This is a genomic window from Guptibacillus hwajinpoensis (genome assembly GCF_020524165.1).
Classification (GTDB): Bacteria; Bacillota; Bacilli; order Bacillales; family Guptibacillaceae; genus Guptibacillus; species Guptibacillus hwajinpoensis_D.
Map to the genome: position 1 here is coordinate 662,232 of NZ_JAIVKU010000004.1, position 25,011 is coordinate 687,242.

19 protein-coding genes are annotated in these 25,011 nt (G+C 39.7%); all 19 read right to left on the reverse strand.

Going from position 1 to position 25,011, the window contains the following annotated elements; genetic code table 11:
• Window positions 1-5: 5 nt before the first annotated feature.
• The 19 genes from LC090_RS10525 to LC090_RS10615 all read right to left on the reverse strand — a co-directional run bounded on the left by LC090_RS10525 (window position 6) and on the right by LC090_RS10615 (window position 24,960).
• Complete coding sequence (locus LC090_RS10525) at window positions 6-1,628, reverse strand: long-chain-fatty-acid--CoA ligase (protein ID WP_226657846.1); 1,623 nt, start codon at window positions 1,626-1,628, stop codon at window positions 6-8.
• A 36-nt stretch (window positions 1,629-1,664) separates the two neighbouring features.
• Window positions 1,665-2,666 (reverse strand): TAXI family TRAP transporter solute-binding subunit, encoded by a 1,002-nt coding sequence (locus LC090_RS10530; RefSeq protein WP_226657848.1) that lies wholly within the window; start codon window positions 2,664-2,666, stop codon window positions 1,665-1,667.
• A gap of 13 nt (window positions 2,667-2,679) precedes the next feature.
• Window positions 2,680-4,647, reverse strand: a complete 1,968-nt coding sequence (locus LC090_RS10535; protein ID WP_226657850.1) for a TRAP transporter permease — start codon at window positions 4,645-4,647, stop codon at window positions 2,680-2,682.
• A 51-nt stretch (window positions 4,648-4,698) separates the two neighbouring features.
• The gene (locus tag LC090_RS10540; RefSeq protein WP_224880344.1) at window positions 4,699-5,847 is read right to left on the reverse strand and encodes an acyl-CoA dehydrogenase family protein; all 1,149 of its coding nucleotides are present in this window, start codon (window positions 5,845-5,847) and stop codon (window positions 4,699-4,701) included.
• A gap of 426 nt (window positions 5,848-6,273) precedes the next feature.
• The gene (locus LC090_RS10545) at window positions 6,274-7,167 is read right to left on the reverse strand and encodes a ketopantoate reductase family protein (RefSeq protein WP_226657852.1); all 894 of its coding nucleotides are present in this window, start codon (window positions 7,165-7,167) and stop codon (window positions 6,274-6,276) included.
• An 83-nt stretch (window positions 7,168-7,250) separates the two neighbouring features.
• Window positions 7,251-8,888, reverse strand: a complete 1,638-nt coding sequence (locus tag LC090_RS10550) for a sigma-54 interaction domain-containing protein (RefSeq protein WP_226657854.1) — start codon at window positions 8,886-8,888, stop codon at window positions 7,251-7,253.
• Window positions 8,889-8,908: 20 nt separating this feature from the next.
• A complete protein-coding gene (locus LC090_RS10555; protein ID WP_226657856.1) occupies window positions 8,909-10,297 on the reverse strand; it encodes an FAD-binding oxidoreductase in 1,389 nt (462 codons plus the stop codon).
• A gap of 141 nt (window positions 10,298-10,438) precedes the next feature.
• The gene (locus LC090_RS10560; RefSeq protein ID WP_226657858.1) at window positions 10,439-12,001 is read right to left on the reverse strand and encodes a flotillin family protein; all 1,563 of its coding nucleotides are present in this window, start codon (window positions 11,999-12,001) and stop codon (window positions 10,439-10,441) included.
• A gap of 148 nt (window positions 12,002-12,149) precedes the next feature.
• Complete coding sequence (locus LC090_RS10565; RefSeq protein WP_226657860.1) at window positions 12,150-12,548, reverse strand: MaoC/PaaZ C-terminal domain-containing protein; 399 nt, start codon at window positions 12,546-12,548, stop codon at window positions 12,150-12,152.
• Window positions 12,545-12,994, reverse strand: coding sequence for a MaoC family dehydratase N-terminal domain-containing protein (locus LC090_RS10570; protein WP_226657861.1), 450 nt, complete (start codon window positions 12,992-12,994; stop codon window positions 12,545-12,547). The genes LC090_RS10565 and LC090_RS10570 overlap by 4 nt, the downstream gene beginning before the upstream one ends.
• A 10-nt stretch (window positions 12,995-13,004) precedes the next feature.
• Entirely contained in the window at window positions 13,005-14,180 is a 1,176-nt protein-coding gene (locus LC090_RS10575) for an acyl-CoA dehydrogenase family protein (protein ID WP_226657862.1), read from the reverse strand.
• A gap of 164 nt (window positions 14,181-14,344) precedes the next feature.
• Complete coding sequence (locus LC090_RS10580; RefSeq protein WP_226657863.1) at window positions 14,345-15,163, reverse strand: CAP domain-containing protein; 819 nt, start codon at window positions 15,161-15,163, stop codon at window positions 14,345-14,347.
• 135 nt (window positions 15,164-15,298) lie between these two features.
• The gene (gene ppc / locus LC090_RS10585) at window positions 15,299-18,049 is read right to left on the reverse strand and encodes a phosphoenolpyruvate carboxylase (RefSeq protein WP_226657864.1); all 2,751 of its coding nucleotides are present in this window, start codon (window positions 18,047-18,049) and stop codon (window positions 15,299-15,301) included.
• A gap of 229 nt (window positions 18,050-18,278) precedes the next feature.
• Window positions 18,279-18,938 carry a potassium channel family protein gene (locus LC090_RS10590; RefSeq protein ID WP_226657865.1) on the reverse strand — a complete coding sequence of 220 codons (660 nt, stop codon included), beginning with the start codon at window positions 18,936-18,938 and terminating at the stop codon, window positions 18,279-18,281.
• Between the two features lie 15 nt (window positions 18,939-18,953).
• Window positions 18,954-20,267, reverse strand: a complete 1,314-nt coding sequence (locus LC090_RS10595; RefSeq protein WP_226657870.1) for a TrkH family potassium uptake protein — start codon at window positions 20,265-20,267, stop codon at window positions 18,954-18,956.
• A 101-nt stretch (window positions 20,268-20,368) separates the two neighbouring features.
• A complete protein-coding gene (locus LC090_RS10600; RefSeq protein WP_226657872.1) occupies window positions 20,369-21,313 on the reverse strand; it encodes an MBL fold metallo-hydrolase in 945 nt (314 codons plus the stop codon).
• A 107-nt stretch (window positions 21,314-21,420) separates the two neighbouring features.
• Window positions 21,421-21,990, reverse strand: a complete 570-nt coding sequence (locus LC090_RS10605) for a histidine phosphatase family protein (protein ID WP_226657874.1) — start codon at window positions 21,988-21,990, stop codon at window positions 21,421-21,423.
• A 22-nt stretch (window positions 21,991-22,012) separates the two neighbouring features.
• Window positions 22,013-22,960 (reverse strand): phosphotransferase family protein, encoded by a 948-nt coding sequence (locus LC090_RS10610; RefSeq protein ID WP_226657876.1) that lies wholly within the window; start codon window positions 22,958-22,960, stop codon window positions 22,013-22,015.
• Window positions 22,961-23,034: 74 nt separating this feature from the next.
• Complete coding sequence (locus LC090_RS10615; protein WP_226657878.1) at window positions 23,035-24,960, reverse strand: ATP-dependent DNA helicase; 1,926 nt, start codon at window positions 24,958-24,960, stop codon at window positions 23,035-23,037.
• Between the last annotated feature and the right edge of the window lie 51 nt (window positions 24,961-25,011).

The window sequence follows — 25,011 nt, forward strand, 5'->3', positions numbered from 1 at the left end:
AATGGTTACCTCCTTATTTCGATCGTTTCTTCTTTAATCAGAAGCCGTTTGAGTAACTTTCCTACTGTATTCCTGGGCAATGAGTCTCTTATCTCAATTTGCTTTGGAACTTTGTATTTTGTTAAATGCTCGTAACAATAGGCAACGAGTTCTTCTTCTGAGATGGAACTGTCTTTAACAACAACGAATGCTTTCACTCTTTCGCCGCTGTATTCATGAGGGACCCCAATAACAGCGGCTTCTTTCACAGAAGGATGTTCATACAGGACGCTCTCGATTTCCTGAGGATAAACATTAAATCCTCCTGTAATAATCATTTCCTTTTTTCGTCCCACGATATAGAAGTAACCATCCTTATCCATCGTTGCAAGATCACCAGTGAGTAGCCATCCGTTTTTTAAGCTCTTACTCGTTTCCTCTGGTTTATTCCAGTAACCTTTCATTACTTGAGGTCCTTTGATGGCGAGCTCTCCAACACTTTTAGGAGGAAGTTCATTTCCATCTCCATCAACGATTTGACAATCTGTTCCTGGGAAAGGGATACCGATACTACCAATCTTTCTTTCACCGAATGGTGGATTTCGATGTGTAGAAGGGGATGTTTCTGACATGCCAAAACCCTCTCCGATGACTGCGCCTGTTATTTCTTCAAAACGATTGATCACTTCAATCGGAAGTGGAGCAGACCCGCTAGAACAAAATTTAAAGCAATTGAGTCCGTATTCCTTTACATCTGGGTGATTAACAAAAGCGTTGTACATCGTTGGTACACCTGGGAAAAATGTAGGCTGGTCTTCCCTAATGATTCGTAACACGTCGTTTACATCGAACTTAGGTACGATAATATTGGTAGCCCCTATATAAATACTTAAATTCATTCCGCTTGTCATGGCGTAAACATGATAAAGAGGGGTTGCCGTTAACGTGACTTCCTCCCCCAGCTTCATCTCATCTCCATACATTAAATGACTCTGGATCACATTAGAAACAAGGTTATAATGTGTTAGCATAGCGCCTTTCATTTTTCCTGTAGTACCACCTGTAAACTGGATGACGGCAATATCATCTTTTGCTTGAATTGGTACGGGTACGGCTTCATGATCCGATGTGCTGTTTTCAATAAGCTGTTCAATGAAGTGAACATTTGGTAATAAAATGGAAGAGTTCTGATCTGTAAGAAATAGCTGATCATAAGAATAGGATTTCATCACAATTTCAAGTTTTTCCAAGTACTTGCTCTCTGTCACGAGATAAGAAAGACCTACCTCGTATGATATCTCTTCAATTTCCCTGGGCATATACATCGGATTCATCTGTACCACAGTAGCTCCTAACTTCTGAGCTGCATAATAGGCATAGACATACATAGGCTGATTCGGTAACATCAAGCCGATTCGTTCTCCTTTTTTTATGCCCCTTTCATGCCAGGATGAGGCGAGCCGATTCACTTTCTCCTGCAATTCTATATACGAGATATGTTGATCTTGAAAACGAAGTGCAATTTTTTGTCCGTATTTTTTCACGCTATCTTGAAGCAATTGGTACACAGAACATTCCGGTAGTGATGGGGAATTGTTCATAACTTCCGGGTAAAATCGGTACCATGGTCGATCGATCAGTTTATCCACTGCCATTCCCACCTTTGAGAATTTCTTTTCCTTTTTTTATTGAATGATCCCTTCTTCTTCAAAATATTTCTTTGCTCCTGGATGAAGTGTTTCTGGATCGATCCCATCCAAAGCCGTTTCCAACGTGAAGTTCTTTGCTCTTTGTGGAATTTGTTCCTTGAAAGGATCCTGGTTTTCCCAAAATACTTTCGTCAAGTTATAAACGTAATCTTCTGGTAGGTCTGAGCGTACGCTAAACATCGCAACAAGGGTGTAAGTTGGAATGTCTTCATCTAACCCTTTGTACGTGCCTCCTGGAAGGTTGTCATTAGAAATTCCTAATCCTTTATCGCTAATTGCTTTAAGTTTTTCTTCGTCAATTGGAATAACCTTAACAGGTTTTGTGACTTCTATTTCTTGAAGAGACGTCACTTGCGGTGCACCCCCTCCAACAAAGACGTCGACAATCCCGTCTTTTAACATAGATGCCCCATCTGAATAATTTCCGTATGAAATCTTTCCACCTGCATCCTTTATAGAATTTTCGTTGATACCATATTCCTCCATCATCCTCCAGAAGGCCACTGGGCCTCCACCGCCTTTGGGACCTAAGAAGATGTGTTGATCAACGATATCTTCTACCTCATTAATCTCATCATTTTCTGCGAGGGTAGCGATTGTCTGATAGACCGGATAAAGAGAAGTAAGTCCAGCTACCTTGTCTAACTTTTCATCAAAGCTTCCAGTCCCTTTAATTGCATCTGCAAAATCAGAAGTGTAATGAATCCCATATTGGATATCACCGATTTGAAGGGATTTCAAGTTCGATGTACTTCCACCTTCAATCTGTGAAACGTTAAGTCCTGAAAAGTGATCCATATATAATTCTGACAGTGCAGTTGTAATCGGGTACCAGCCTGAACCCATAGGTCCTGAACCAACTTTCAAGAATTTATCAGGTGCCTCAAGCCCTTCACCATCACTAGAAGCACTATTTCCACAAGCCGTTATAACGATTAGTGTAAGCGTTACCAATAGACTAATTAATGATTTGCGCATTAAAATCCTCCTTTTATCCACTTATTTCTTGCGGTGAGCTTTTACCGACACGCCGAGGACGTTGCCAGATGTACGTGAAGACGACAAGAATAAGTCCTATTAAGTCTCCCATTAAGCCAGGCATAACAAGTAATATAGCACTGATAAATAAAATTGTTCTTTTTAGTGGAGTGACATGTCCAAACCAATATCCTTCCACTGCACCTGCAAAAAGTACACAGCTAACTGCAGCAGATAGCAATGCAGTAATGATGGCAGGAATATCACCGCCTTGAAGTAACAATTCGGGGTTATATACAAAGACAAATGGAACAAAAAATCCGCCAAGAGCAATACGAATCGCGTAAAACGCGGTTGATGATGGATTAGATCCAGCAATTCCTGCCGTCGTATAAGCTGTGATTGCAACTGGAGGAGTAAGTCCTGACATTACGCCAAAATAAAATACAAACATATGGGCAGCCACAACGTTAACATTCATCTCCACTAACGCAGGAACCCCTAAAACGGCAAGAATGACGTATGCTGAAACGGTTGGCATTCCCATACCAAGGATGATTGAAGCAATGGCTAACATGATGAGAAGAAGAAATAAATGACCTCCCGCCGTATCAATCATAAATCTTGAGAACGTAAGACCAAGCCCAGTTAGGGATACAGCACCAACAATAATACCGGCAGTCGCACAGGCAGAAATAACGGCTAGTGCACTTCTAGCACCACTTTCGAGTGAAGCGAGAATATCCAATATATTCATTCTCGTCATTTTTCTAATCCAGCTTAAAAGAATCGTAGCTATGATTCCATAAAAGCCTGCTTTCATTGGGCTAAATCCATCAATCATTAAGTAAATAATCATAAGAATTGGAAGAAATAGATAGCCTTGAGTTAGAAGTACCCTTTTTGGATCGGGAAGTTGTTCTTTCGGAATGCCTTCCATGTGCAAACGTTTCGCATGGTAATACACGATAAACCCTGCAATTAAGAAGTATATAATTGCGGGAATTAATGCATATAAAGCGAGCGTTATATAAGGGATACCCGTAGTCTCAGCCATGATGAAGACGGAGGCTCCCATAATGGGTGGCATTATTTGTCCACCCTGTGAAGCAACTGCTTCAACCGCTGCAGCGAATCGTTTACTATACCCAAGTTTCTTCATTAGAGGAATCGTGAAGGATCCAGTTACAGCTGCATTCGCCGCTCCATTTCCCGTAATCGTTGCAACCATTGCACTAGCTCCAACTGCTGATAATGCAGGTCCTCCTGCACGATGACCAAGTGCACCAAAAGCAAAATTCGTAAAAAACTGTCCTCCACCAGAACGCATTAAAAACGCTCCAAAAATCACAAATAATATTAAAACGGTTGAACTGATATAGATGGGAGCACTGAAAATTCCTAGTGTGCCATTAAACATTTGATCCACCATTTTCCCATATCTTACTCCTGGGTGAGCTAGCGCACCGGGAAAATAGGGACCCAAAAAGATGTAACCCATGAAAAACAAACCAATACAAGCCATAAGAAAGCCATTTGTCCTACGTGTTGCTTCAAGCACTAATCCTATGAAAATACTTCCGAGAATAATATCGGTCATGTTTGGGTTCCCTTGTCTACTTTGAATGGCGTCACCTTGAAAAAGGATAAAACCAGTCTCTACTATTGTTGCTAAAACAAATAGCAAATCAATAGATCCAAATTTCTTTCCTTTTCGAAATGGGAAGATAAGAAAGATTAACAGAAGTGCCCAGACCACGTGGATACTTCTCTGCTGCCAGGAGGATAGCGTTCCAAAACCAGCCGTATAAATGTGAAAGAGTGATAAACCAATAGCTAAAACAGATGTTACAAGAATGAGAATTCTTGCTGGATTCCAATTGGCTTTTCTCTTTGCCCATATCTCTTCGATATAGGCTGGTTTATCTTTAATAGTCGTATCGATTTTCTGAACGGGATTTTCAGAATAACGTTGACTCAAACAATCCAGCTCCTTTCTTCGCAGTATCCGTCGTTTGAGTAAATCGAAAGTTTAATTCTCATCTAGTATGTGTCTTGAAATAATCATGCGCTGAATTTCACTTGTTCCTTCATAAATCTTAGTAATCCGAGCATCTCTGTAAAAGCGTTCAACTGGATAATCAGAGACATACCCCATCCCGCCATGAATCTGTACCGCTTTATCAGCAACGCGGTTGAATACTTCAGAGGCATAGAGTTTTGCCATCGATGCTTCTTTAATCACTTTTTTTCCTTCATCAACTTTCTTAGCTGCCATGGTCGTTAGTGCCCTAGCTGCTTCCGTTTCTGTTGCCATATCAGCAAGCATCCACTGAATCGCTTGATTGGAAGCAATAGGCTTTCCAAATTGTATACGTTCTTTCGCATAACTTGCAGACATCTCGATTAATTTATCACAGGAACCTACTGCACGAGCAGCAAGACCAATCCGCCCTTCACCGAGAATTTTGAGTGCTGATATGTATCCCATTCCGACTTCACCGATTACATTTTCTTCTGGTACTTCACAATCTTCAAAAATGATCTGGCATGTATAGGAACCTTTTAACCCCATCTTTTTATCGCGTTTGCCAACAAGTAGTCCCGGGAAATTCTTTTCTACTAGAAATGCGGTAATGCCACCTTTAGCTCCCTTTGATTTATCAGTAGAGGCAATGACAGTAAAGACGTCTGCAACAGGACCGTTGGTAATAAAATGCTTCATACCATTAATAATCCATTTATTCCCTTGTTTTACTGCATTGGTTGATAGGTTCGTTGCGTCTGATCCGGCTCCAGGTTCAGATAAAGCAAATGCGGCAATTTTGTTTCCAGCAGCCATATCAGGTAAGTACTTTTGTTTAAGAGATTCAGAAGCTAATTTCACCAACCCCGTACTTCCAATCCCGGTATGCGCACTAATTAATGAAACATACCCATTGTGCGTTCGTCCAAGCTGTTCTAATACGACAGCTTTTCCTTCTGTATTTAATCCGATTCCCCCATATTCCTCTGGGATGCTCATTCCAAATAGGCCAAGTTCTTTTGCTTTTTCGATCAAATGCTCTGGAATCGTATCTTCTTCTTCAATTTGCTGAGCATATGGTTCAATCTCATTCTCAACAAAGTTTCGAATCATCGCTTTCATCTGTTGTAATTCACTTGTAATCGTTGCAGTCATAATAGGTTCCCCCTTACTTTTGTTACTTTAATTGATTGCAAGTTTTATGCCATTTTTTAAAAAAGCTCAAAAACAGCTTATTTACGAGGTTTATATTCATTCCGGAAATAAAAATGGTTAAAAAAAAATCGAAAAAGCGATACAAAAATGAATTATTAATTCATTTTTGTATCGCTTTTAATGATTTCTAGTAAGCAAGATCTGTTAGTAGTGACATACAAACTATTTATGTTAGAGTTTATCGTTATATTGTTTATTTTAAGCATCAAAAAACGTAAGTGAATCAAAATCAACACGTTTCATTAACATATAGCTATCGATAAAAGAATCGCTATGATCGTATGACGATGCACTGATTCATAAATGAATCAGCCATAATCCTTAAACGATTTAAGTAAATGGTTTTTAGCGAAAAGCTTCTTTCTTTTAAGTTGCTAAATGGTTATAAAGTGATTGAATAACTGGGATAGAAACACCTCGCTTCGTCGCTTCTTTCAAAAAGTATCCACATATCGATTCAATCTCGAGTTGTTTTCCGTTTAGTCGATCTTGGAGCATGCTTGTATAATGATTATCTGCTTTTCTTGCCCCAACGAATATTTGATTGATCAGCTCATCCTGAAAATAGAACCCTTTATGACTCGCTATTTGCATCCCTTCCACTAAAGCTCTCTCAGCTATTTCACGTAGTTCTGGTTGGTTGATGATTTGTCCTACTGTGACACCTGCGTAGGCAGAAAGAGGATTAAACGTTACATTCCACAACAGTTTCTTCCATTTAGCCCGCATTACATTTGATGATGTCTTCGATTGAATTCCTGCTTTATTAAACAAATGAGTGAGAGACTTTGCTTCCTCTATATTTCCAGAATCTAATGACCCAATCGTTAATCTAGGTTTACCTGACATCTCGATGATACCTGGTTCTGTCATTCTAGATGTTAAATAGACAGCAGCTGTATATAGGCGAGTAGGATCGAAATATTTCATTGCAATTTCTTCATTACTAACTCCGTTTTGCATAAGAAGAACGGGCGTACTAGAAGATATATTATGGCTCAACTGTTTAGTCATAATGAGTGTATCGTTTGATTTGACACTTAATATAATGAGGTCGACATCGCTAAATGTATCCAGTGAATGTGTAAATTCCTTATAAATAATTTCTTCATCTACAGAGCTTTTGATTTTCAAACCTCGTTCTTGCATTCTGAGCAAATTAGTCCCTCGGGATAAAAAAACAACCTCATGATTGGCGAGTGCTAGTATTCCGCCAATATAACCACCCACTGCTCCTGTTCCAGCAATTCCAATTTTCATTGTCTCTGCCTCCTTTCCCTTAAATATTGCAAGTTTGATGCCAAGAAAAAAACTCGCCAGAGGCGAGTGCTGGAGTATATAAGTCATGATTGGCCGATTTGATATTTCCTTAGTTTCCTGACAATAGTAGGTTGACTGGTATTTAAAATTCGAGAAATTTCATATGTGCTTTTGTATGTTGAATAGGCATCTTCTAATATTTTACGCTCTGTCGTTTCGACTGCCTCTTTAAGGCTGTGAATATGAGGAATTGCCCTTTCCTTTTTATAACCATCAGGAAGGTGGTCGTAAGAAATTGCTCGTTCGGAGGTAGTTAACACCATTCGTTCAATTAAATTAGCCATTTCTCTTACATTCCCTTTCCAGTCCAATTCATATAGAGAACTTTTAAGATCGGCTTTTAAGTGCTTATCAAGGTTATATTTTAAATTTGTTCGATTTAGAAAGAACTGGATTAGTGGTAGGATATCATCTCTTCTTTCTCTTAATGGAGGGATGGAGAGCGGTATGACATTGAGACGATAAAATAAATCCTCTCTGAATTCCTTCTCCGTTACCATCTGGAGGAGATTACGATTGGTTGCAGCTATAATCCTTACATCGACCTTTTTCAGTTTTGTAGCACCAACGCGTTGAATGGTATTATCCTGAATGACTTGAAGTAATTTCACTTGCGTCTTTAGTGGGAGTTCACCTACTTCATCAAGAAACAGAACCCCCTCGTCCGCCATTTCAAACATTCCAGGCTTACCATTGCGATTCGCGCCAGTAAATGCGCCGCCTTCATAACCGAAGAGCTCTGACTCAATTAACTCTTGTGGTATAGCACCGCAATTTACTTTAATAAAGTCTCCGGTTGAAGCTCTCTTGCTTTTTGAATAAATAAATCGAGCAAGAACGTCTTTTCCTACACCCGTTTCACCTAATATAAGAACTGTTGCATCAAAATTCGCGATTCTAGTGGCAGTTTCATAAAGTTCTTTCATCGTTTCACTCTCAATAATGATTCCTGAGTTTGAATATCCTTTTAACAGTTCGAGTTCTTTTTCATATTCAGCATTCTTCTTTTGAACACTATTCAACTCGGATATAAGTCTGTTTAATTCAGAAAGATCTCGTATGTTCGTGATCACCTTTTCAATGTCACCTTGTTTATTGAAGATTGGGCTACCGGTAATCAACGTTTCTTTACCTTCGAAATTGTCCTGCACGACAGAAACGGTTCGGCGTTGTTTCAGAACCTTCTTTGTTACTGAATCTTTAAGTATGCCGCGATTGACTAGTCGATCAACGTTTTTCCCGATATAATATTCTTTTGGGATGCCAGTAAGTCGTTCAATTGCTGTATTGGTTTTTAAGGTGATCCCTTTGTTGTCGGTAATATAGATCCCGTCATATGAATTATCGATGATTGAATCCAATTCCCTGTTAAGGTTTTCAAGTTCTGTTACCTGTTTTTCCAGATCATAGAAATGTGTGTCCTCTACTCCGATATAATAGACGTACTGATTCTTCTGTTTTGTAATGAACAACATTCGTTTGTCCTTATACCAGGCTATAATAAAAGTTTCGTGTTTCTCTACGTTGTCAAAAATCTCTTCAATAGGTTCTTCTTCAGCGTCTTTGATGATGGAGTGAAAAGCGTTATTTGTAGAAAAAATGATTCCTTTTTTTGAAATGAAAGCAGGAAAAGGTAGTTGAGAAATAATTGAAAAGTCCAAAACGGTCACCTCAAAAATGTTCAGATAATGGAAGACTGTTCGTTATCAATAGCAAAAATTTTACCTGGATTCATAATGCCGTTAGGATCAAGTGTGTGTTTAACTGCTAACATCACATCCAAAGCAGCTCCGTGTTCTTTTTGCTGATATTGCGCTTTCCCTGTGCCTACTCCATGCTCTCCTGTGCACGTACCGCCTCTCTCGAGAGCATAGTGAACAAGGTGTTGATTTAGTTTTGTCGCTCTCTCAAGCTCAATCGGGTCATTAGGATTGATCATGACGATAGCATGGTAGTTTCCATCACCCACATGACCGAGTAGGGCACCATCTAATCCGTAAGTTTCAATCGCTTTCCTTGCGTCTGTTATCGCGCCAGTAAGTTCTGAAATAGGGACGCAAACATCTGTCACCATCATTTTTTTACCGGGTGATCCATGACTGAATGAGTATGCCAGGTTGTGTCGGGCCTCCCATAAAAGAGCTCGTTTCTTCGTATCATGTTCGAAAATAAACTCCTCACACTGGTTGTCTTCCGCAATGCTTTTAGCAAAGGCGACATCCTGATTCAATCCAGCTTCATTACCATGAAATTCAATGAATAACGTCGGCTTTTCAATATAATTCGTTTCATTGGTTTTGTTCACTTGTTGAACGGATCGAGCATCGACCAGTTCAATTCTTGCGACTGGTATCGCAGCATGAAGGATATTGGTAACGGTTGAAACCGCTTGCTCAATAGTTGGAAAAACGATCCTGCCTGCAAGTGTGGCTTCAGGAATCCCGTAGACGTTGAGAGTTAGTTCTGTAAATGTTCCGAGCGTTCCTTCAGAACCAACGAACAGCCCGTTCAGATGATAGCCAGATGACGATTTTGCTGTGTTGCTTCCAGTATGTATAACCCTTCCATCCGCAAGGACAACTTCCATATCACGAACTTGATCACGCATGACTCCATACCGAACAGATGTGGTCCCGCTAGCATTTGTTGAGGCCATTCCACCTAGGGTTGCATCTGCACCTGGATCAACGGTGAAAAATAAGCCGTGCTTCTTTAATTCTTTATTTAATTGGGAACGCGTTACGCCAGGCTGCACCCGTACCAGGAAATCCTCTGGTCGTACCTCAAGAACCTTGTTCATCAATTGGAAATCGATTGAGATTCCACCTTGATAAGGAATCACATGACCTTCTAGGCTTGAACCAAGTCCAAATGGAACAATTGGTATTCGATTTTCGTTCGCAACCTTTAAGATTTTACTGACTTCATCTGTCGTCTTTGGAAAAACCACCATGTCTGGATTATGTGGCGTATGATACGATTCATCTTTACTATGTTGCTCCAACACAGTGGCATTTACGCTAATCTGATCGTCTTCAAGAAAGCTGCCTAATAAAGATACAATTTTCATTTGTCTGTCCCCCATTCATATGTAAAATTTAAACTTTTCTGATAACAACACCATCACTTTACCACTATTGCATAAAAAGCGTCAATTAACGTAAGTGATTCATAAGAAAAAACCTGGACTGAGCCAGGCTTTCTTCATGTGTTATTCTGTTTGGTCTTTTTCTTCATTTTCAGGACGTATCGTTTTTTCGTCTTCCATTTCCTCTTCATAGGCTGAGGCTACTTCGCTTTCGTAATCATTTTCTTTTATTTCTGAAGCAGTATCCATCTCTTCTTCATTAGAATCACCTTTTGAATCGAAAGAGTTGTAATGGCCTCTTGAAACAAAACTCTCAAGCATGGCTTTTAAATCCATTCCAGTTGATTCTTTCAAACTTGCTTGAAGCCCTGTCATTGTTTTTGTTACATTGTCTGTAATCTGAGTAGAGCCCTTACCTCCACCCATATCAATGACTTTCATCTCGGAAATTTGAGACAATGGCTGAGCAATTTCATGTGCATATTTTGGTAACATGTCCACAAGCATTTCAATAATCGCGGCATCTCCGTATTTCTCCATAGCTTTAGCCATTAGTTCCTTGGCTTCCGCTTCAGCACGACCACGTTCTCGAATCACTTCTGCTTCAGCCAATCCTTTTTGCTTTTCAATTTCAGCTTTCGTTTGTCCATCGATACGATCGCGTTCCGCTTCTGCTTCGGCTTTTGCTCGAATATCATAGGCATTTGAATCAGCCTGTGTTTTTCTTCGCTTTTGCTCTTCTAGCTCTAATTCGACCTGACGTTGGCGTTCAATAAACTGAACCTGCATTTCTTCTTCCTTTACTTTCTGATTAAGTCTTGCTTGTTCAAGATTGTAGGACTGCTCAGAACGCGCCCTTCCTTGTTCAATTTCAGCTTTGTATTCGGCTTCCTTCACATCTTTGTCTTTTTGAGAGCGGGCGATCTCAATCTGACGTCTAATTTCATCTTCTTCTGCTTCTTGGTCGGTTTTCGCCTTGTGCATCCGCGTTTCACGTCTAGCGTTAGCCTCTGCAATATCGGCATCTTTTCTAGCTTCTGCAATTCGTGGACGTCCAAGAGCTTCTAAATATCCGTTCTCTTCGTCATCATCCTTTAATTCTTTTAGTGCAAAAGAAGTGATTTCAAATCCAAGATTCTTGAGATCTTCTTCAGCAATATTTTTCACCTTTTTATTGACAGAATTAAAATCTTTGTAGATTTCATCGACTGTAAGCGATGAAATGATCGCTCGAAGGTGTCCTTCAAGAACTTCTTTTAATTCACGCTCTTTCTCTTTTTGCGGTTTGCCTAGAAATTTCTCTGCATAATTTGCCACAATTTCTAGCTTACTCCCTATGCTTATTTCTGCAACACTAGTTGCTCGAATTGGAACACCTTCTGACGTATAGGCTTTTGGGGAGGCAATTTCTAATTGAAATGAGGTAAGGTCGATCGGCGTACTTGTTTGAAACAATTTCAACCGAATACCGCCACCACGGACGATCTTCATACTACGGCCATTATCATCCACAAAAATCCGGTTATCTTTTTCTGCATCACCCAGTTTTGGCCCTGTAATGATTAGTGCCTGATTAGAACTTGCCGTTTTATAGCGCCGTTTAAAAATAAAGAATCCGATACCACCTGCCACAAGTAGTAAAAACAAAATAATACCGGAAATAATTAGTCCGATAAATTCCATCATGTTTAATCATCCTTTCCAGTTTTAAGTTACTATGTAAGTGCCTTCCTCTTTACTACGATTTGGAATAAATTAAGTTTCAGAATTCATAGAATTGATCGATAAAAAAAACGAACCTCATGAGGTTCGTTTAAACAGGAGTGCTTCTATTCTATAGTCTTTTTAAAATAGCTGATCCTTTAACGACTGATTCGTTCTTTTGATTAAGTGCAGCTACATCAAAATAATACCGATCGTTTTGGATTGAACTAAGAGAGGCTTTGAGAGTAAGCACATCACCTAGGAAGACCATTCCTTTGAAAGCCACAGAATAATCTTCAAGAAAGACTTCTTCATAATATGGAGTAAACAATTTAGCTAAGTTACCCATTGTCCACATACCATGTGCTATAATACCTTGCAGTCCTGCTTTTGTAGCTTCTTCATCAATGGTATGAATAGGATTGAAGTCTCCTGATGCACCTGCATATTTGATAAGATCTAACCTAGAAACTGGGGGGAGCGTCACTTCTAACGGTGTGCCTACACTGAATTCTTTAACCATATTCATGAACTCATCCCCTCTCTTACAGCTTCAGTAATAATCACGACTTGCTCTTCTGTAAAAATAAGTTTCCCGCCCGGCTCTTCTCCATACCGTTTTAATATAAGAAAGCCTAGTAAACCGCTTTTTCCGTTTCGTTCATAATAATTTTCAAGCGAAGTGGAACACATGACGGTTTCCCCTACCAACAGCGGACGTTCATAGTGGAAAGATTGCTTACCGTGAATCAGGCCGACATTAGGCAAATTGAAGCCTTGAATTTCACCATAATCAAACACCCGGGGATATGTAGGAGGCGCAATATTACATCCATACCTTGAGCGTTTTCCCACTGACTCATCAAGATAAATCGGTGATTCATCTCCAATCGCTTTTGAGAACGCTTTCAAAGAGCCGCGTTCCACGATATTCTTTACAGGAGTTGATCGTGTACCAATTAGTGATTCAAACATAAACACCCTCCTAAGCGTATTGTCCTACCTTCACATGACCTTTCAAGAGGTTTCGAGCAATGATTAAACGTTGAATTTCGTCTGTCCCATCATAGATCCTCCAAAGGCGAGCTTCACGATACCAGCGTTCGATTGGTAACTCCTTTGTATAGCCCATTCCTCCATGAATTTGCAAGACACGGTCAACAACGCGATTACCCATATTGGAACCATATAACTTAGCCATAGAAGCGAGTTGTCGATTGTCCTTTTCTTCATCGAGCGTAAAAGCAGCATTTAAAACGAGCCATTTAGCAGCTTCAATCTCAACAGCAGAATCTGCGATTTGCCATTGAATGGCTTGGCGTTCAGCGATTGGTTTTCCAAACGTTTCTCTTTCATTGGCGTAGTCAATCGCCATCTTAAGCAAGCGTTCACCAGCACCGACAGCTGTTGCACCCACAATCCACCGAGCGAAACCAATCCATTCAAGTCCGAGGTTATAGCCGCCATCCACTTCACCTAATATATTCTCATGTGGTACCCGAACATTATCAAAAACTAAACCAGCCGGACCCCATTCTCCCATTGTATGAATGTATTCTGACTTCCAACCCATCTCGCGGTCTGCGATAAAGCACGTAACGCCGTCTCTGCCCGTTGCAGCATGCTTTTCTTTATCTGTAATCGCAATTACCATTACAAAGTCGGCTTCATTCCCACCAGTAATAAACGTTTTCTCTCCGTTAAGAATCCAATCATCTCCATCTCGAACTGCTGTCATTTTGATATTTCGTGTGTCAGATCCTGCCCCAGGTTCTGTCATAGCAAAACAAGATTTCTTCTCCCCATTTATCGTTGGTAGGAGATACTTTTCTTTCTGTTCTTCATTTGCGTAATAGAGGATATTATCAGCTGATCCACCAAAACGAAAAGGGACAAAGGTTTTCGAAACTTCCATCATGACAATCGCAAGCATCATTTGGCCAAGATCTGCACCGCCGTATTCTTCTGGCGTATTAATTCCCCAAAAGCCTGCTTTTTTTGCTTTTTGCTGTAGTTCTTCCATTTTTTCAGCAGAAATACCCGGTTTTCCAGCACGTTCATTTCGGAGCACGTCATTTTCTAACGGAATTAATTCGTTTTCTACAAATTTTCGAATTGTTTTTTGCACCATTACTTGTTCGTCTGTTAATCGTAAATCCATGAGTTATCTCTCCTTGTATGTTTATTTTAAATAAAACACTTACTGACCGGTTAGTATCTTCTTTCGACAAAATGAATCCACTTCCTTCTTATTGCGGTGGAATTGAAGAATTTTTTCTATAAAAAGTAAAAGAGCCACGAATGTGACCCTTTCATTTGCTTTCACTATTTTCCAATAAACATTTGTGTCCAATAATGCCCATCTTGGGCAAGCCCCACTCCGATGTGAGTAAAACTGCTATTCATAATGTTTTTGCGATGACCTTCACTCTTCATCCATGCATCAACTACTGCTTCAGGAGTCTGTTGTCCCTGAGCGATATTTTCACCAGCTGTATTAAAGTCGACACCGAAATCCCTCATCATATCAAATGGAGAACCGTATGTGGGACTTGTATGTGAAAAATAATTTTTTTGCTGCATGTCACGTGATTTTTCCTGAGCGACATCGCTTAATGATGGCATAGCTTTTAATGGAGAGAGCCCTTGTTTTTTTCGTTCTTTGTTTGTTAAATCAATCACCTGCTGAACTTCCTTCGTTATTTCTCCCGAAGGCTCTGATGTAGGAGATTTTTCTTTATTTGTATCAGGGGCTACGTTTTCGTTAGGTTGAGGTTGAGCTTGACCTGTATCTTGATCTGGTCTCATTTTTTGTTGACGCTGTTGTTCTTCTTTGCCCCCAATGCCATATTGTTCAGGGAAGCCTTCTGGTAGATATTCTCGCGGATCTACTCCTGGTAGAACTTCGTTAAATTCAAATTGGCCATCTTGAACCATTTCCCCATGAGGGAATTTTGCACTTGGGGTCTCTGTACTATAGGAGTTAGGATCAATGGTTAGTTGACCACTGTTTATCCGCTGAATTCCTTCTGTAGGCGCACTTGTTTTGTTTATATTTAATGCTTCTTCATCGTTATTATTTGCATTACATGCTCCTAGAAGCAGCAATCCTGGCAATAACAAAGGCATAAGCTTTTTGTACATCTGTTGCCCTCCTTTAGTTGATTTTGTTACTATCTTAGTTTTTCTAAAGAAGGGAAAAGTATTTGTGGTAAATAGCGAGAATCACGCAGGTTCTTTACAAAAAAATAACCCTCTCATAAGAGGGTTATTTGAATATCATCCTGTATTCCGAAGGCCAGCGGCAATGCCGTTAATGGTTAGCAGAATTTCTTTCAATAACTCATCGTCCTCACTACCTTGAGATCGATACGTTGAAATTAATTCAACTTGAAGTGAACTTAATGGATCAACGTAAGGGTTGCGTAAACGGATGGAGTCTTTAATATTTGGCGTACCATCAAGAAGCTCTTCTTGTCCTGTAATGGTTAAGATAACATCCTTCGTACGATGATATTCATCGACAATCTTACCAAAAATCCGATTTGCGAGCTGTTCGTCATCAATCAGAGACATATACTTCTCAGCGGTTGCGAGGTCCGCTTTCATTAGACCCATTTGTAAGTTATCAATAAGTGAAGCGAAAAATGGCCAGTTTTGATACATTTCTTTTAAATTCTTTAAGCCTTCTTCTGTTGTAGCGAGTTTCGTTAAACCAGTGCCTGAAGCATACCATGCTGGCATCAGTTGACGACTTTGAGTCCAGGCAAATACCCAAGGAATTGCACGTAAATCATCAAAGTGATCAGTTCCTTTTCTACTCATAGGGCGTGAACCAATGTTTAGTGCGCCAAGTTCTGGGAGTGGCGTTCCTTGTTTAAAGTAAGCAAGGAATCCGTCGTCCTCAAATACAAGGGACTGATAAGACTTAAGTGAAACTGCTGACATTTCTTCCATCATTTTATGCCATTTTTCTTGACGCTGATCTGTTTCAATTCCTGAAACAGCAGAAGTTAGTAAAGTCGTAGTTGCTTGTTCCAAACTTCGATAAGCGATATCGTAAAGCAAATAGCGAGAAGAAAGCACTTCACCTTGCTCCGTAATTTTGACCCCAGCTGTATATGTTTCTGGTGGTTGTGACAAAAGACTTCTGCGAAGTGGGCCACCACCTCGGCCAAGTGCACCTCCACGTCCATGGAAGAATTTAAGACGAAGGTTGCGTTCAGATGCTATGCTGCTAATTTCTTGTTGTGCCTGATAAAGCTTCCAGTTAGCTGTAAGTGTACCTCCATCCTTACTGCCATCTGAATACCCAAGCATAATTTCCTGACGGTTTTCGAGCTTGGCTAAGTGGTTTTTATAAACCGGTAGTTCAAAAAGCTTCTTCATGATGGAAGGTCCAGCCTTAAGATCATCGATGGTTTCAAGTAAAGGAGCAATATTTAAATCACTCTCGACACTCCCATCTGCATGTAATCGATAAATGTTTGCTTCTTTCGCAAGAACGAGTACCTCAAGAAGATCACTTGCCGAACGGGTCATACTAATTAAGTAAACAGAAATTGATTTTGTACCGAACTCTTGATGAGCTTTTTTAATCATTGTAAAAATATCAATGATTTTCCGTGTTTTTTCGGAGTAGTCCTCATAAGTCGATAAAACAGGACGCGGATCTTCCAAAATACTAGTGAGTAGTTGAACTTTTTCTTCTTCCTCAAGAGCTGCGTAATCACGTGACATGTTCACCCGATTTAAAATTTCTGCAATTGCTCCTTCATGTTCACCACTATGATTACGAACATCTAGTGTAGCAAGGTGAAAACCGAAAAGGGATGCTTGACGAATAAGTTTATTTAATTCTGAAAAGTGGGCACCTTCCGGAAAATGTTGACGTAAACTATTGCTTATTAGCTTTAAATCTGCAATAAATTGTTCCGTATTTTTGTATCCGTTCTCATGGTTCACTTCAGTTAATTTTTCTAATACATATGCCAATTTAACTCGATAAGCCTCATGAGGAACGCCCCACTCCTTTACATTTGGAAATCGACGTTTATCTTCCTCAATGGATTCCATCAACTCGTTACAGATGGAAATGCGGTTGGTGGATTGACTGAGTTGTCTCATTAAATTTTTTACTGATTCTTTGTATTTTGAAATGACAACTTCTCGCTGACGTTTGAGTGTACTCCAGGTAACCTCTGGGGTTACAAAGGGATTCCCGTCTCGATCTCCGCCGATCCAAGAGCCAAATTTTAAAATATTCGGCACTTCCCATTTGGCATCAGGATAATGTTCCTGTAAACACTCTTCTAGCTCCTGATGGATTTGAGGTAAAACTTCAAATAGGGTTTCTTCAAAATAAAACAGCCCCATGTTCACCTCATCCATGACGGAAGGCTTTTTATGTCGCAATTCATCTGTTTGCCATAGGATGGTAATTTCATTAAGTAGGTCTGCTTTTAATGCTTTTTGTTCTCTCTTGGTTAGTAACGGGTTATCTAATTGTTGTAATGATTTCGCGATCCGTTTATGAATTTCTAGTACTGAGCGTCTTGTTGCTTCAGTGGGATGTGCCGTTAAAATCAGTTCAAGTGAGAGAGAGGATAACGTATCTTCGATCAACTCACCAGGAACATTGTTCTTCTTAAGTAAAGAAATTGCGTGCGGAATTGAGCCGGGTTGCGATTGCTCTTCCTCTAGCATTTGATAATCTCTACGTCTTCTTATACGATGATTTTGTTCTGCAATATTGACGAGATGAAAATAGAGAGCAAAAGCTCGAATAACTTGTTTTCTCATTGGTGGCTGAAGCGTCTGAATGGTTTCTTTTAACTGTTGAGATGTTTCGAGGTCAGCCTCAGTTCTCAACGATTTCGTTTTCTCACGAATTGATTCAACCATCTCAAGTAGTTCTTTGCCTCCATGCTGCACTAAAACGTCACCGAGAAGGCTTCCTAGCATGTTAATGTCACGCCTTAGGGCAACGTGGTGACTTTGTTGTGTTGAATGTGCCGTATCAATTGTCATGTCCAATCAACCTTTCTTCTAATAACTTAATACCAAATATTAAAAATATTTCAATAAACTTATTATAAACAAGAAATTTTATTCTTGTCATCTTTTATGACACTTGATTTTCTATACGGAATCAGCTGTTAGTACTGAAAAGACAACAATGAAAACGCATTCAAATGTTTTTTATTTTTTTTGTATTTTCATGAAAAAATCCGCAAAACTATGCGGATTTTTCAATAATTTAAATCGAGTACTTTTGTTTAAAGCGCTCGATTTTTTTATTTTCTCCAACCATTAAGATAACGTCGCCTTTTTGGAATGCGACTTCGGCATATCGACTCAAAATAGGAGCTTCCTTACGCAAGATTAGCGAAACATTTAATTCATATTTTCTTGAAAAATCGAGCTCAAAAAGTGTCTTTCCGACTAACTCTACTGGAACTTCCACTTCAATCGCAGATACGTTCTTTGTGATTTCAATGTACTCCAGCACATTTGGCATCATGATTTGTTTCGCTACTTTCATACCAGCTTCTTCTTCTGGATAAATGACCTGATCCGCACCCAAGTTCGATAAAATTTCACCAATTTCTCGGCTAACTGCTTTAGTAATGATTTTTTTTGCTTTACGATCGCGAAGCCGGTTCGTAATCAAAATCGCCGAATAGGCATCCGTACCGATCGCCACAAATACGGCATCATACTGCTCGACATTGAGGTCATCCATCACTCTGTTTTCGCGTAAATCCCCCACGATGGAATGGGTTGTATAGTCATCGATGTCTTCTAACGGTCCCTCATCTTTATCACACACGACGACATCACATTTTTGCTCATATAATTCTCGAATAATGCCTTTCGCAAACCTTCCTGCTCCAATTACCAAAAATTGTTTACGCAATAGTTCTCACTCCTTTTATCCAACAGCCAGGTCTTCTTTAATATAACGAGTTCTCGATTTTTCGATTTTAAAGACAGCGTAAATGAAGCTAAATACGCCAATGCGTCCAATAATCATCAGCATACATAATAATAACTTTGATACTCCTGCAAGTTCACCCGTGATCCCCATCGATAACCCGGTGTTGGTTAAGGCTGAGATCACTTCAAAAGCGACTAAAAGGATTTCTTGAGATTCAAAATACGAAAGTACAATGGTCGAAAACGCAAATAAAAAGATGAAGCTTAAAAAGATCAAAAAGGATTTATTAATCGAATCCTGAGAAATGGTTTTCTTAAATAGAGTGGTATATTCTTCTGACTTTGCAACGGATACCATTTTTGCTAGGAGCACTGCAAAAGTAGTAAGGCGAAGTCCTCCTCCTGTACTTGAAGAAGATCCTCCAATGAACATTAAGCTCATTAAAACAAGAACGCTTGTTATATCTAGGGTTGAAATATCGACAGTTGTTAACCCTCCGTTTCTGGAGGTGGCAGATAGAAAAACGACATTTACAAATTTATCCCATAAAGACAAGTGATGAAACACACCGTTATGCTCTAAAAAGAAATATAAGAAGAGTCCTACGAGAAATAGCGTACTATGGAGTCTGATATTCACTTTTGTAAATAAGCTTTTCTTTTTACGAAAGCCGAGTATGTATTCGACAATAGTAGGAAATCCAAGACTACCAAGAAAAATCATTGTTGCTGACGTCAAGAGCAATAACCAATTATGCTGATAAGAAATTAAGCTATCACCAAATAAATCAAACCCTGCATTGGTAAAGCTTGCAACGCTGTGAAAAACGGTAACAAAGACCGCTTCTTTTATAGAGCTATATTGATCGTTAATCGCATTAAACATAAGACTAAAACCAATAGCTTCAACAGTTAACGCAATCATTAATACTGAGAGGCTTAACGAACGAATGGTTTTTAGCTGAGATTGATTTTGGTCTTTCGAAATGAGAAGCATGCTAGACATTGTCAATTTCTTTCCCATCATTAGAAAAAGATAGCTGACGAGGACGAGAATTCCAATGCCTCCGAGCTGCATTTCGATAATCAATAAGGCCTGACCAACTCGAGTGAAATCTGTTGAGATGTTCACAGAAGATAAACCGGTTACGCTAAGAGCACTTGTTGAAATAAAAAGCGAATCAATCGTTTGAAGTGACCCGTAATGCGAAAAAGGCAGTAGATAAAGGAATGCAAATAAGACAATGGTTCCTACATAGGTGATAAAAATATAACGAAATGATTGAATCGTTGATTTGGTTTTTAACATAGCACCTCTCCAAACGATGATCTGTAGATTTGTCCACTATATCATAAACGGTTTTGCTTAGTTTCCATAATAAAACCACTTAAGATCCCCCTAAGTGGTTCTTACGTTTTTCGATCAGCGTAATCTATTAGGCCAAGTGCCGACACTTGTAAGTCCATTTTGATGTATTGATAAACGGGATGTTCAAGAGGCACTCCTTCTTTGAATAAAACTCCTTGGACGGTACTGAGAAGCGATTTGAAAAGGTGTTCTGATCGCTCATCATTCGGCTTTTCTTGACTTGTTACTTCTTCCGTTATTCTCAAAAATACAGATAGCCACGTTGTTAATTGTCGAATGACTTCATCCGGATTGTTAGACTTGCCATAGTGCCCAAAGTAAATATGACTAGGCTGGAATGACATGATTTTTTCAGCAGATGCTAGCATATCATCTGGATCAAATTGATTTGGTGAAGTTGAGGGTAAATAAAGTTCTGTCTCAAGTTGTGGGTAATAAACCCCTACTGTGTCACCCACAAACATGCCGTTCGTTTTGGAATCATGTATAGAAAAATGATGTTTCGCATGTCCTGGTGTATCGATAAATGTTAACGTGCGATTCTGACCAATCTTCAGTTCATCGTAATCCTTCAAAATCATTAACCGGTCTTCTGGTATCGGTAGAATTGGTTCAAATAGCTCCTTAAACCGTTCGCCATAAACAGCTTTGGCGCCTTTAATTAAGCGAGTTGGATTTTCTAAATGCCGTGCACCTTTTGAGTGAACGAGAACGCGGGCGTTAGGGCATTTTTCGAGCAGGAGTCCTGCCCCGCCGGCGTGATCAAGATGAATGTGTGTCACAATAATATGACGCACTAAATTCAGGTCGATTTGTAATTTTTCTAACCCGCTAATTAAGTGTGGAATCGAAGGACTTGCGCTTGTTTCAATAATGGTTAGTTCTTCTTCATGCAGGACATAGCAACCTGTCCGCTGTGTAAGAGACAGGTCGTAAAGATCGATAAGAGATAAATCTTCTGCTATTCGTATAGGATATTGCTTCACCGTTCAATCCCTCCATTAAAAGTAACAATTACATCCTTAATCACTTCTTGATGATAATTGAATATCCTTTTTAAAATGTATATTGGAGCTAATAACAACCTTACTTGTTAATCGAGGTGACTTGTTGAGTGATAAAGTTCATTTACCCATTCGTCTCCATTTCTTCTTAAAACCGTTAAAGATGTGTTTACAATATGCTTTTCATGATTTAATTCTGGTAACGTGCTTTTAAAGAAATGTCGAAGAAAAGATCCATGACTAACGATAAGAATGTTTTGAGCTGGATATTGTTGATATAAGTCATTTAAAGCTTCATGGGCTCTTGCCACTACAAGTTCTTCTTTTTCAATGCCGAGATCTAACTCACGCCAGTTCTCTCCCCATTTCTCAATGCGCTCTTGCTCCGTAGTGCCTTCAATTTGCCCTCCGCCAGCTTCTCGCAGCCTTGGATCCGTTATCACATCAATTTGCAGAAATCGGCCAATAATTTCCGCTGTTTCTCTTGCTCGTGACAAATCACTTGAAACGATCATATCCCATTCCTCATTTAAAAGTGACTCTCCTAACTTAGCTGCATCCCGACGACCTTGTTCATCGAGGTGAATATCGGAGCTCCCTTGTGCCCGCTTTTCTTTATTCCAAGATGTACTCCCGTGGCGAATAAAACCGATCCTCATGTTTTTTTCCCTCTCTCTTTAACTAATCTGTGTGTATTGTCTGTTTGATCAGGCGCGTAATGTCTTTCACTCTATTTTCTCCGCACACAACTCTGTCAAGCAAGCTACATAGCGCTACAAGATCAGCAAGTTTCGCAAGCTTTTTCCATTGCTCTGGTAGGGAAATTCCTTTATTTTTCAAACCCTCATATAAACCTTGTTCAAATGAGGCAATATGATTGAATTCGTACCGAAGCAAGTTCCCCACATCAAAGTAAATACTCCCCGATAATGCAAATTCCCAATCCAGAATGGCATTTACTTCCGTTCCTGTCATTAAGATGTTCAATCCATTAAAATCACCATGAACAAGTCCAGGTTCACTCTGATCTTCTTCAAGTAAAGGCGCTTTTTCCTTTGCGAATTCAACGATTTTTCCAGGCATATGTTCCGGTAACCATTTAGAAGCATGGTGGTTGAAAAACGATTCGATTGTCGTGATAAATGACTGAGGAGTTAACTGGAATTCTTCCCTGACATTAAGATTCGGGTCAAGAAAACCATATGTAGTAAAACGTTTTTCGCGAATACAGGCAAGCTGTTCACCTATTGATTTCCCCATTTCTCCTATCTCACGTGCTGAAGAATTCGTCAGCTGATCTCGTAGTAACGCACCTTCTTTCCATTCTAAAAGCCCAATACTATAACCATTCCATTTCGTCGAGTGCAGAAATTGGGGTCTTCGTACATGAATAGGTAATATGTGATGAATTTCTTTTTCTCGATATAAACTCTCAGAATTTCTTGCTACTCGTATGACGATTGGATTTTCATGTGCAATATCGACTTTCAAATTCGTGTGACTTAAGCCCCCTGAAAGGTAACTCGTTGATGTAACGTTCCAATGCGGTTGATAGCTTTTCACAATTGATGTAATGGCTTCCTCTGGAAGATGAATGATCGCTTGATGCCTTTCCCAATTTGTTTTCACTCGATCCCTCCTGTATCTATCATACCAACTCCTATTGAAAAAAGCTCTTTCTCATTGGAGAAAGAGCTTTTGATTTAATTCCAGTTAATCGGTAATGGCAAAACTTCTTGAACTTGCTTTTCGTATGTGGTTACTTGCTCTTCTGTCATCCAAATCCGGACAGAACCATGATCCGCACTACTTCGAATTAACCGACCAATTCCCTGTCGTAAGCGTAGTAGCATATAAGGAAGATCCACTTCATTCACTGGATTTTCTGAATGACTTCGCTTCGCCTGGAATACCGGATCGTTTGGTGGAAATGGTAAGGATGAAATAAGCACCTGCGTAAGCGATTCACCAGGTACATCAAGTCCTTCCCACAGATGATAGGAGCATAGTACAGCAGAATGTTCTCGCTGGAAAGCTTTTACTGTTTCACTGATTTCACGATCGCCTTCATAGATGATTGTGAAATTCCAGTTTTCTTGATCGGCCCACTTACGGAATCGGTTCATTTCTTCAAGAGATGAAAATAGCAATAACGAATGGCCTTTGTTCTGATTGAGCGCCCAGCCCATTTCTTCCCATTTTTCTTTTTCAGACTGAGAAACCGTTCCATTCATTTTCATTTGTGTCTCATAATCAAATGGAGAATTCACAGAAAATGAGGCGTACTTTTGAATACCAAGGCTGCTAGCTGTATAAGAGAAATCCCCTGCCTGAGATAACGTTGCAGACGAAAAGACAAAAGGAATTTTTTGTGAAAACACTTCTTTTCTTAAAATGTCTTCTACAAGTCTTGGCATAATCACAAGCGAAGTTTGTGTCTCTGTTTCCTCTAGCCAGTGAATCCCTTCTCCATCCTGTAGTAACGTTCTTAATCCATAAGCAAAAAATTCGAGATATTCTTCCATGATCTTGACATGATAATCTTCCATTACATATAGCTCAGAATCAAAAACAAGCTGTTCTAATAGCGCATCTACCTTTTCAGCAATGGCTTTTGCGATTTCAATCATTGCTTCTGTTCGTGGTACATCTTTACGAACGGAACCTTCTACCGCTATTGCTGAGTCACTGAGATGAGCAAACCAGTTATCATGAAGCTCAAGAATCTCTTCAACAAGGGTGAGAGATTCTTCTCGTACATCCTGGTCCATGTATCCTGTTAGAATGCTTGAGAGCGTCTCAGAGTGAAAGCGATACGTTAGTCCTTTTTGTGCTGAGAATTCAAGGAGGTGTCCTTCATCAAAAACAACTGTACTTGCTTCAGGAAGCAAGGGAAGTTGCCCTTCACGTTTACGCGATTCTTTGGTCCAAATATGTTCCATATAAAAATCATGAGAACAAATGATTAAATCACTTGCATGGCGATAATATTCACGATTTAATGTTTGGCCACATCGATGGCGCCAATCACATGTTGAACACTGTTGCAGTGGATCCCAGGCGATTTTTTCCCACTTATCATTTGGTACCCATGGGTATTCTTTACGATCGCCATATCGATGGAATGATTTCATCGACGCAGCAGGTTCATAGACAAACTCAGGAATTTCATCGTGTACGCTCAAGATGTCCTCATCATCTGTTCGATGTGAAAGGTAATCAAGTTTTTTTACACAAACATACTGTTCTCTTGCCTTAGCAAGGCGAACATCCACGGTTAATCCAAGAGCTTTCTCAAGCTTCTCAATATCTCCGCCTTCTTTTACGAGCTGCTCAATAAGCGTTTCATCCGCACACGAAATAATGGCTGGTTTTCGAGTATAACGGGCATAGCAAATCGCATACAGCAAATAAACAAACGTTTTTCCTGTCCCTACGCCTGCTTCGGCAAAAACAACGCTCTTATTCTTAAAGGCTTGTTCAATTTGAAAAGCCATGAAGATCTGTTCATCTCGAAGCTCGTAACCATGTTCAGGTAAAATGTCATAAAATACATCACCTACATAGTCTCCAAGCTTCTCATAGAAAGAATCTTCCTTTGTAATTTCAAAAGGTAGTGATTGAGTCATGTACGGTCTCCTCTTCTAGCGTGATCCGTCCTTTTATTTTCTTATCTATTG

What these genes read in the sequence shown, in the direction of transcription:
- LC090_RS10530 (WP_226657848.1), bottom strand. Translation starts at nt 2,666, where the DNA reads ATGCGCAAATCATTAATTAGTCTATTGGTAACGCTTACACTAATCGTT.
- LC090_RS10540 (WP_224880344.1), bottom strand. Translation starts at nt 5,847, where the DNA reads ATGACTGCAACGATTACAAGTGAATTACAACAGATGAAAGCGATGATT.
- LC090_RS10545 (WP_226657852.1), bottom strand. Translation starts at nt 7,167, where the DNA reads ATGAAAATTGGAATTGCTGGAACAGGAGCAGTGGGTGGTTATATTGGC.
- LC090_RS10555 (WP_226657856.1), bottom strand. Translation starts at nt 10,297, where the DNA reads ATGAAAATTGTATCTTTATTAGGCAGCTTTCTTGAAGACGATCAGATT.
- LC090_RS10560 (WP_226657858.1), bottom strand. Translation starts at nt 12,001, where the DNA reads ATGATGGAATTTATCGGACTAATTATTTCCGGTATTATTTTGTTTTTA.
- LC090_RS10565 (WP_226657860.1), bottom strand. Translation starts at nt 12,548, where the DNA reads ATGAATATGGTTAAAGAATTCAGTGTAGGCACACCGTTAGAAGTGACG.
- LC090_RS10570 (WP_226657861.1), bottom strand. Translation starts at nt 12,994, where the DNA reads ATGTTTGAATCACTAATTGGTACACGATCAACTCCTGTAAAGAATATC.
- LC090_RS10575 (WP_226657862.1), bottom strand. Translation starts at nt 14,180, where the DNA reads ATGGATTTACGATTAACAGACGAACAAGTAATGGTGCAAAAAACAATT.
- LC090_RS10580 (WP_226657863.1), bottom strand. Translation starts at nt 15,163, where the DNA reads ATGTACAAAAAGCTTATGCCTTTGTTATTGCCAGGATTGCTGCTTCTA.
- ppc (WP_226657864.1), bottom strand. Translation starts at nt 18,049, where the DNA reads ATGACAATTGATACGGCACATTCAACACAACAAAGTCACCACGTTGCC.
- LC090_RS10595 (WP_226657870.1), bottom strand. Translation starts at nt 20,267, where the DNA reads ATGTTAAAAACCAAATCAACGATTCAATCATTTCGTTATATTTTTATC.
- LC090_RS10605 (WP_226657874.1), bottom strand. Translation starts at nt 21,990, where the DNA reads ATGAGGATCGGTTTTATTCGCCACGGGAGTACATCTTGGAATAAAGAA.
- LC090_RS10615 (WP_226657878.1), bottom strand. Translation starts at nt 24,960, where the DNA reads ATGACTCAATCACTACCTTTTGAAATTACAAAGGAAGATTCTTTCTAT.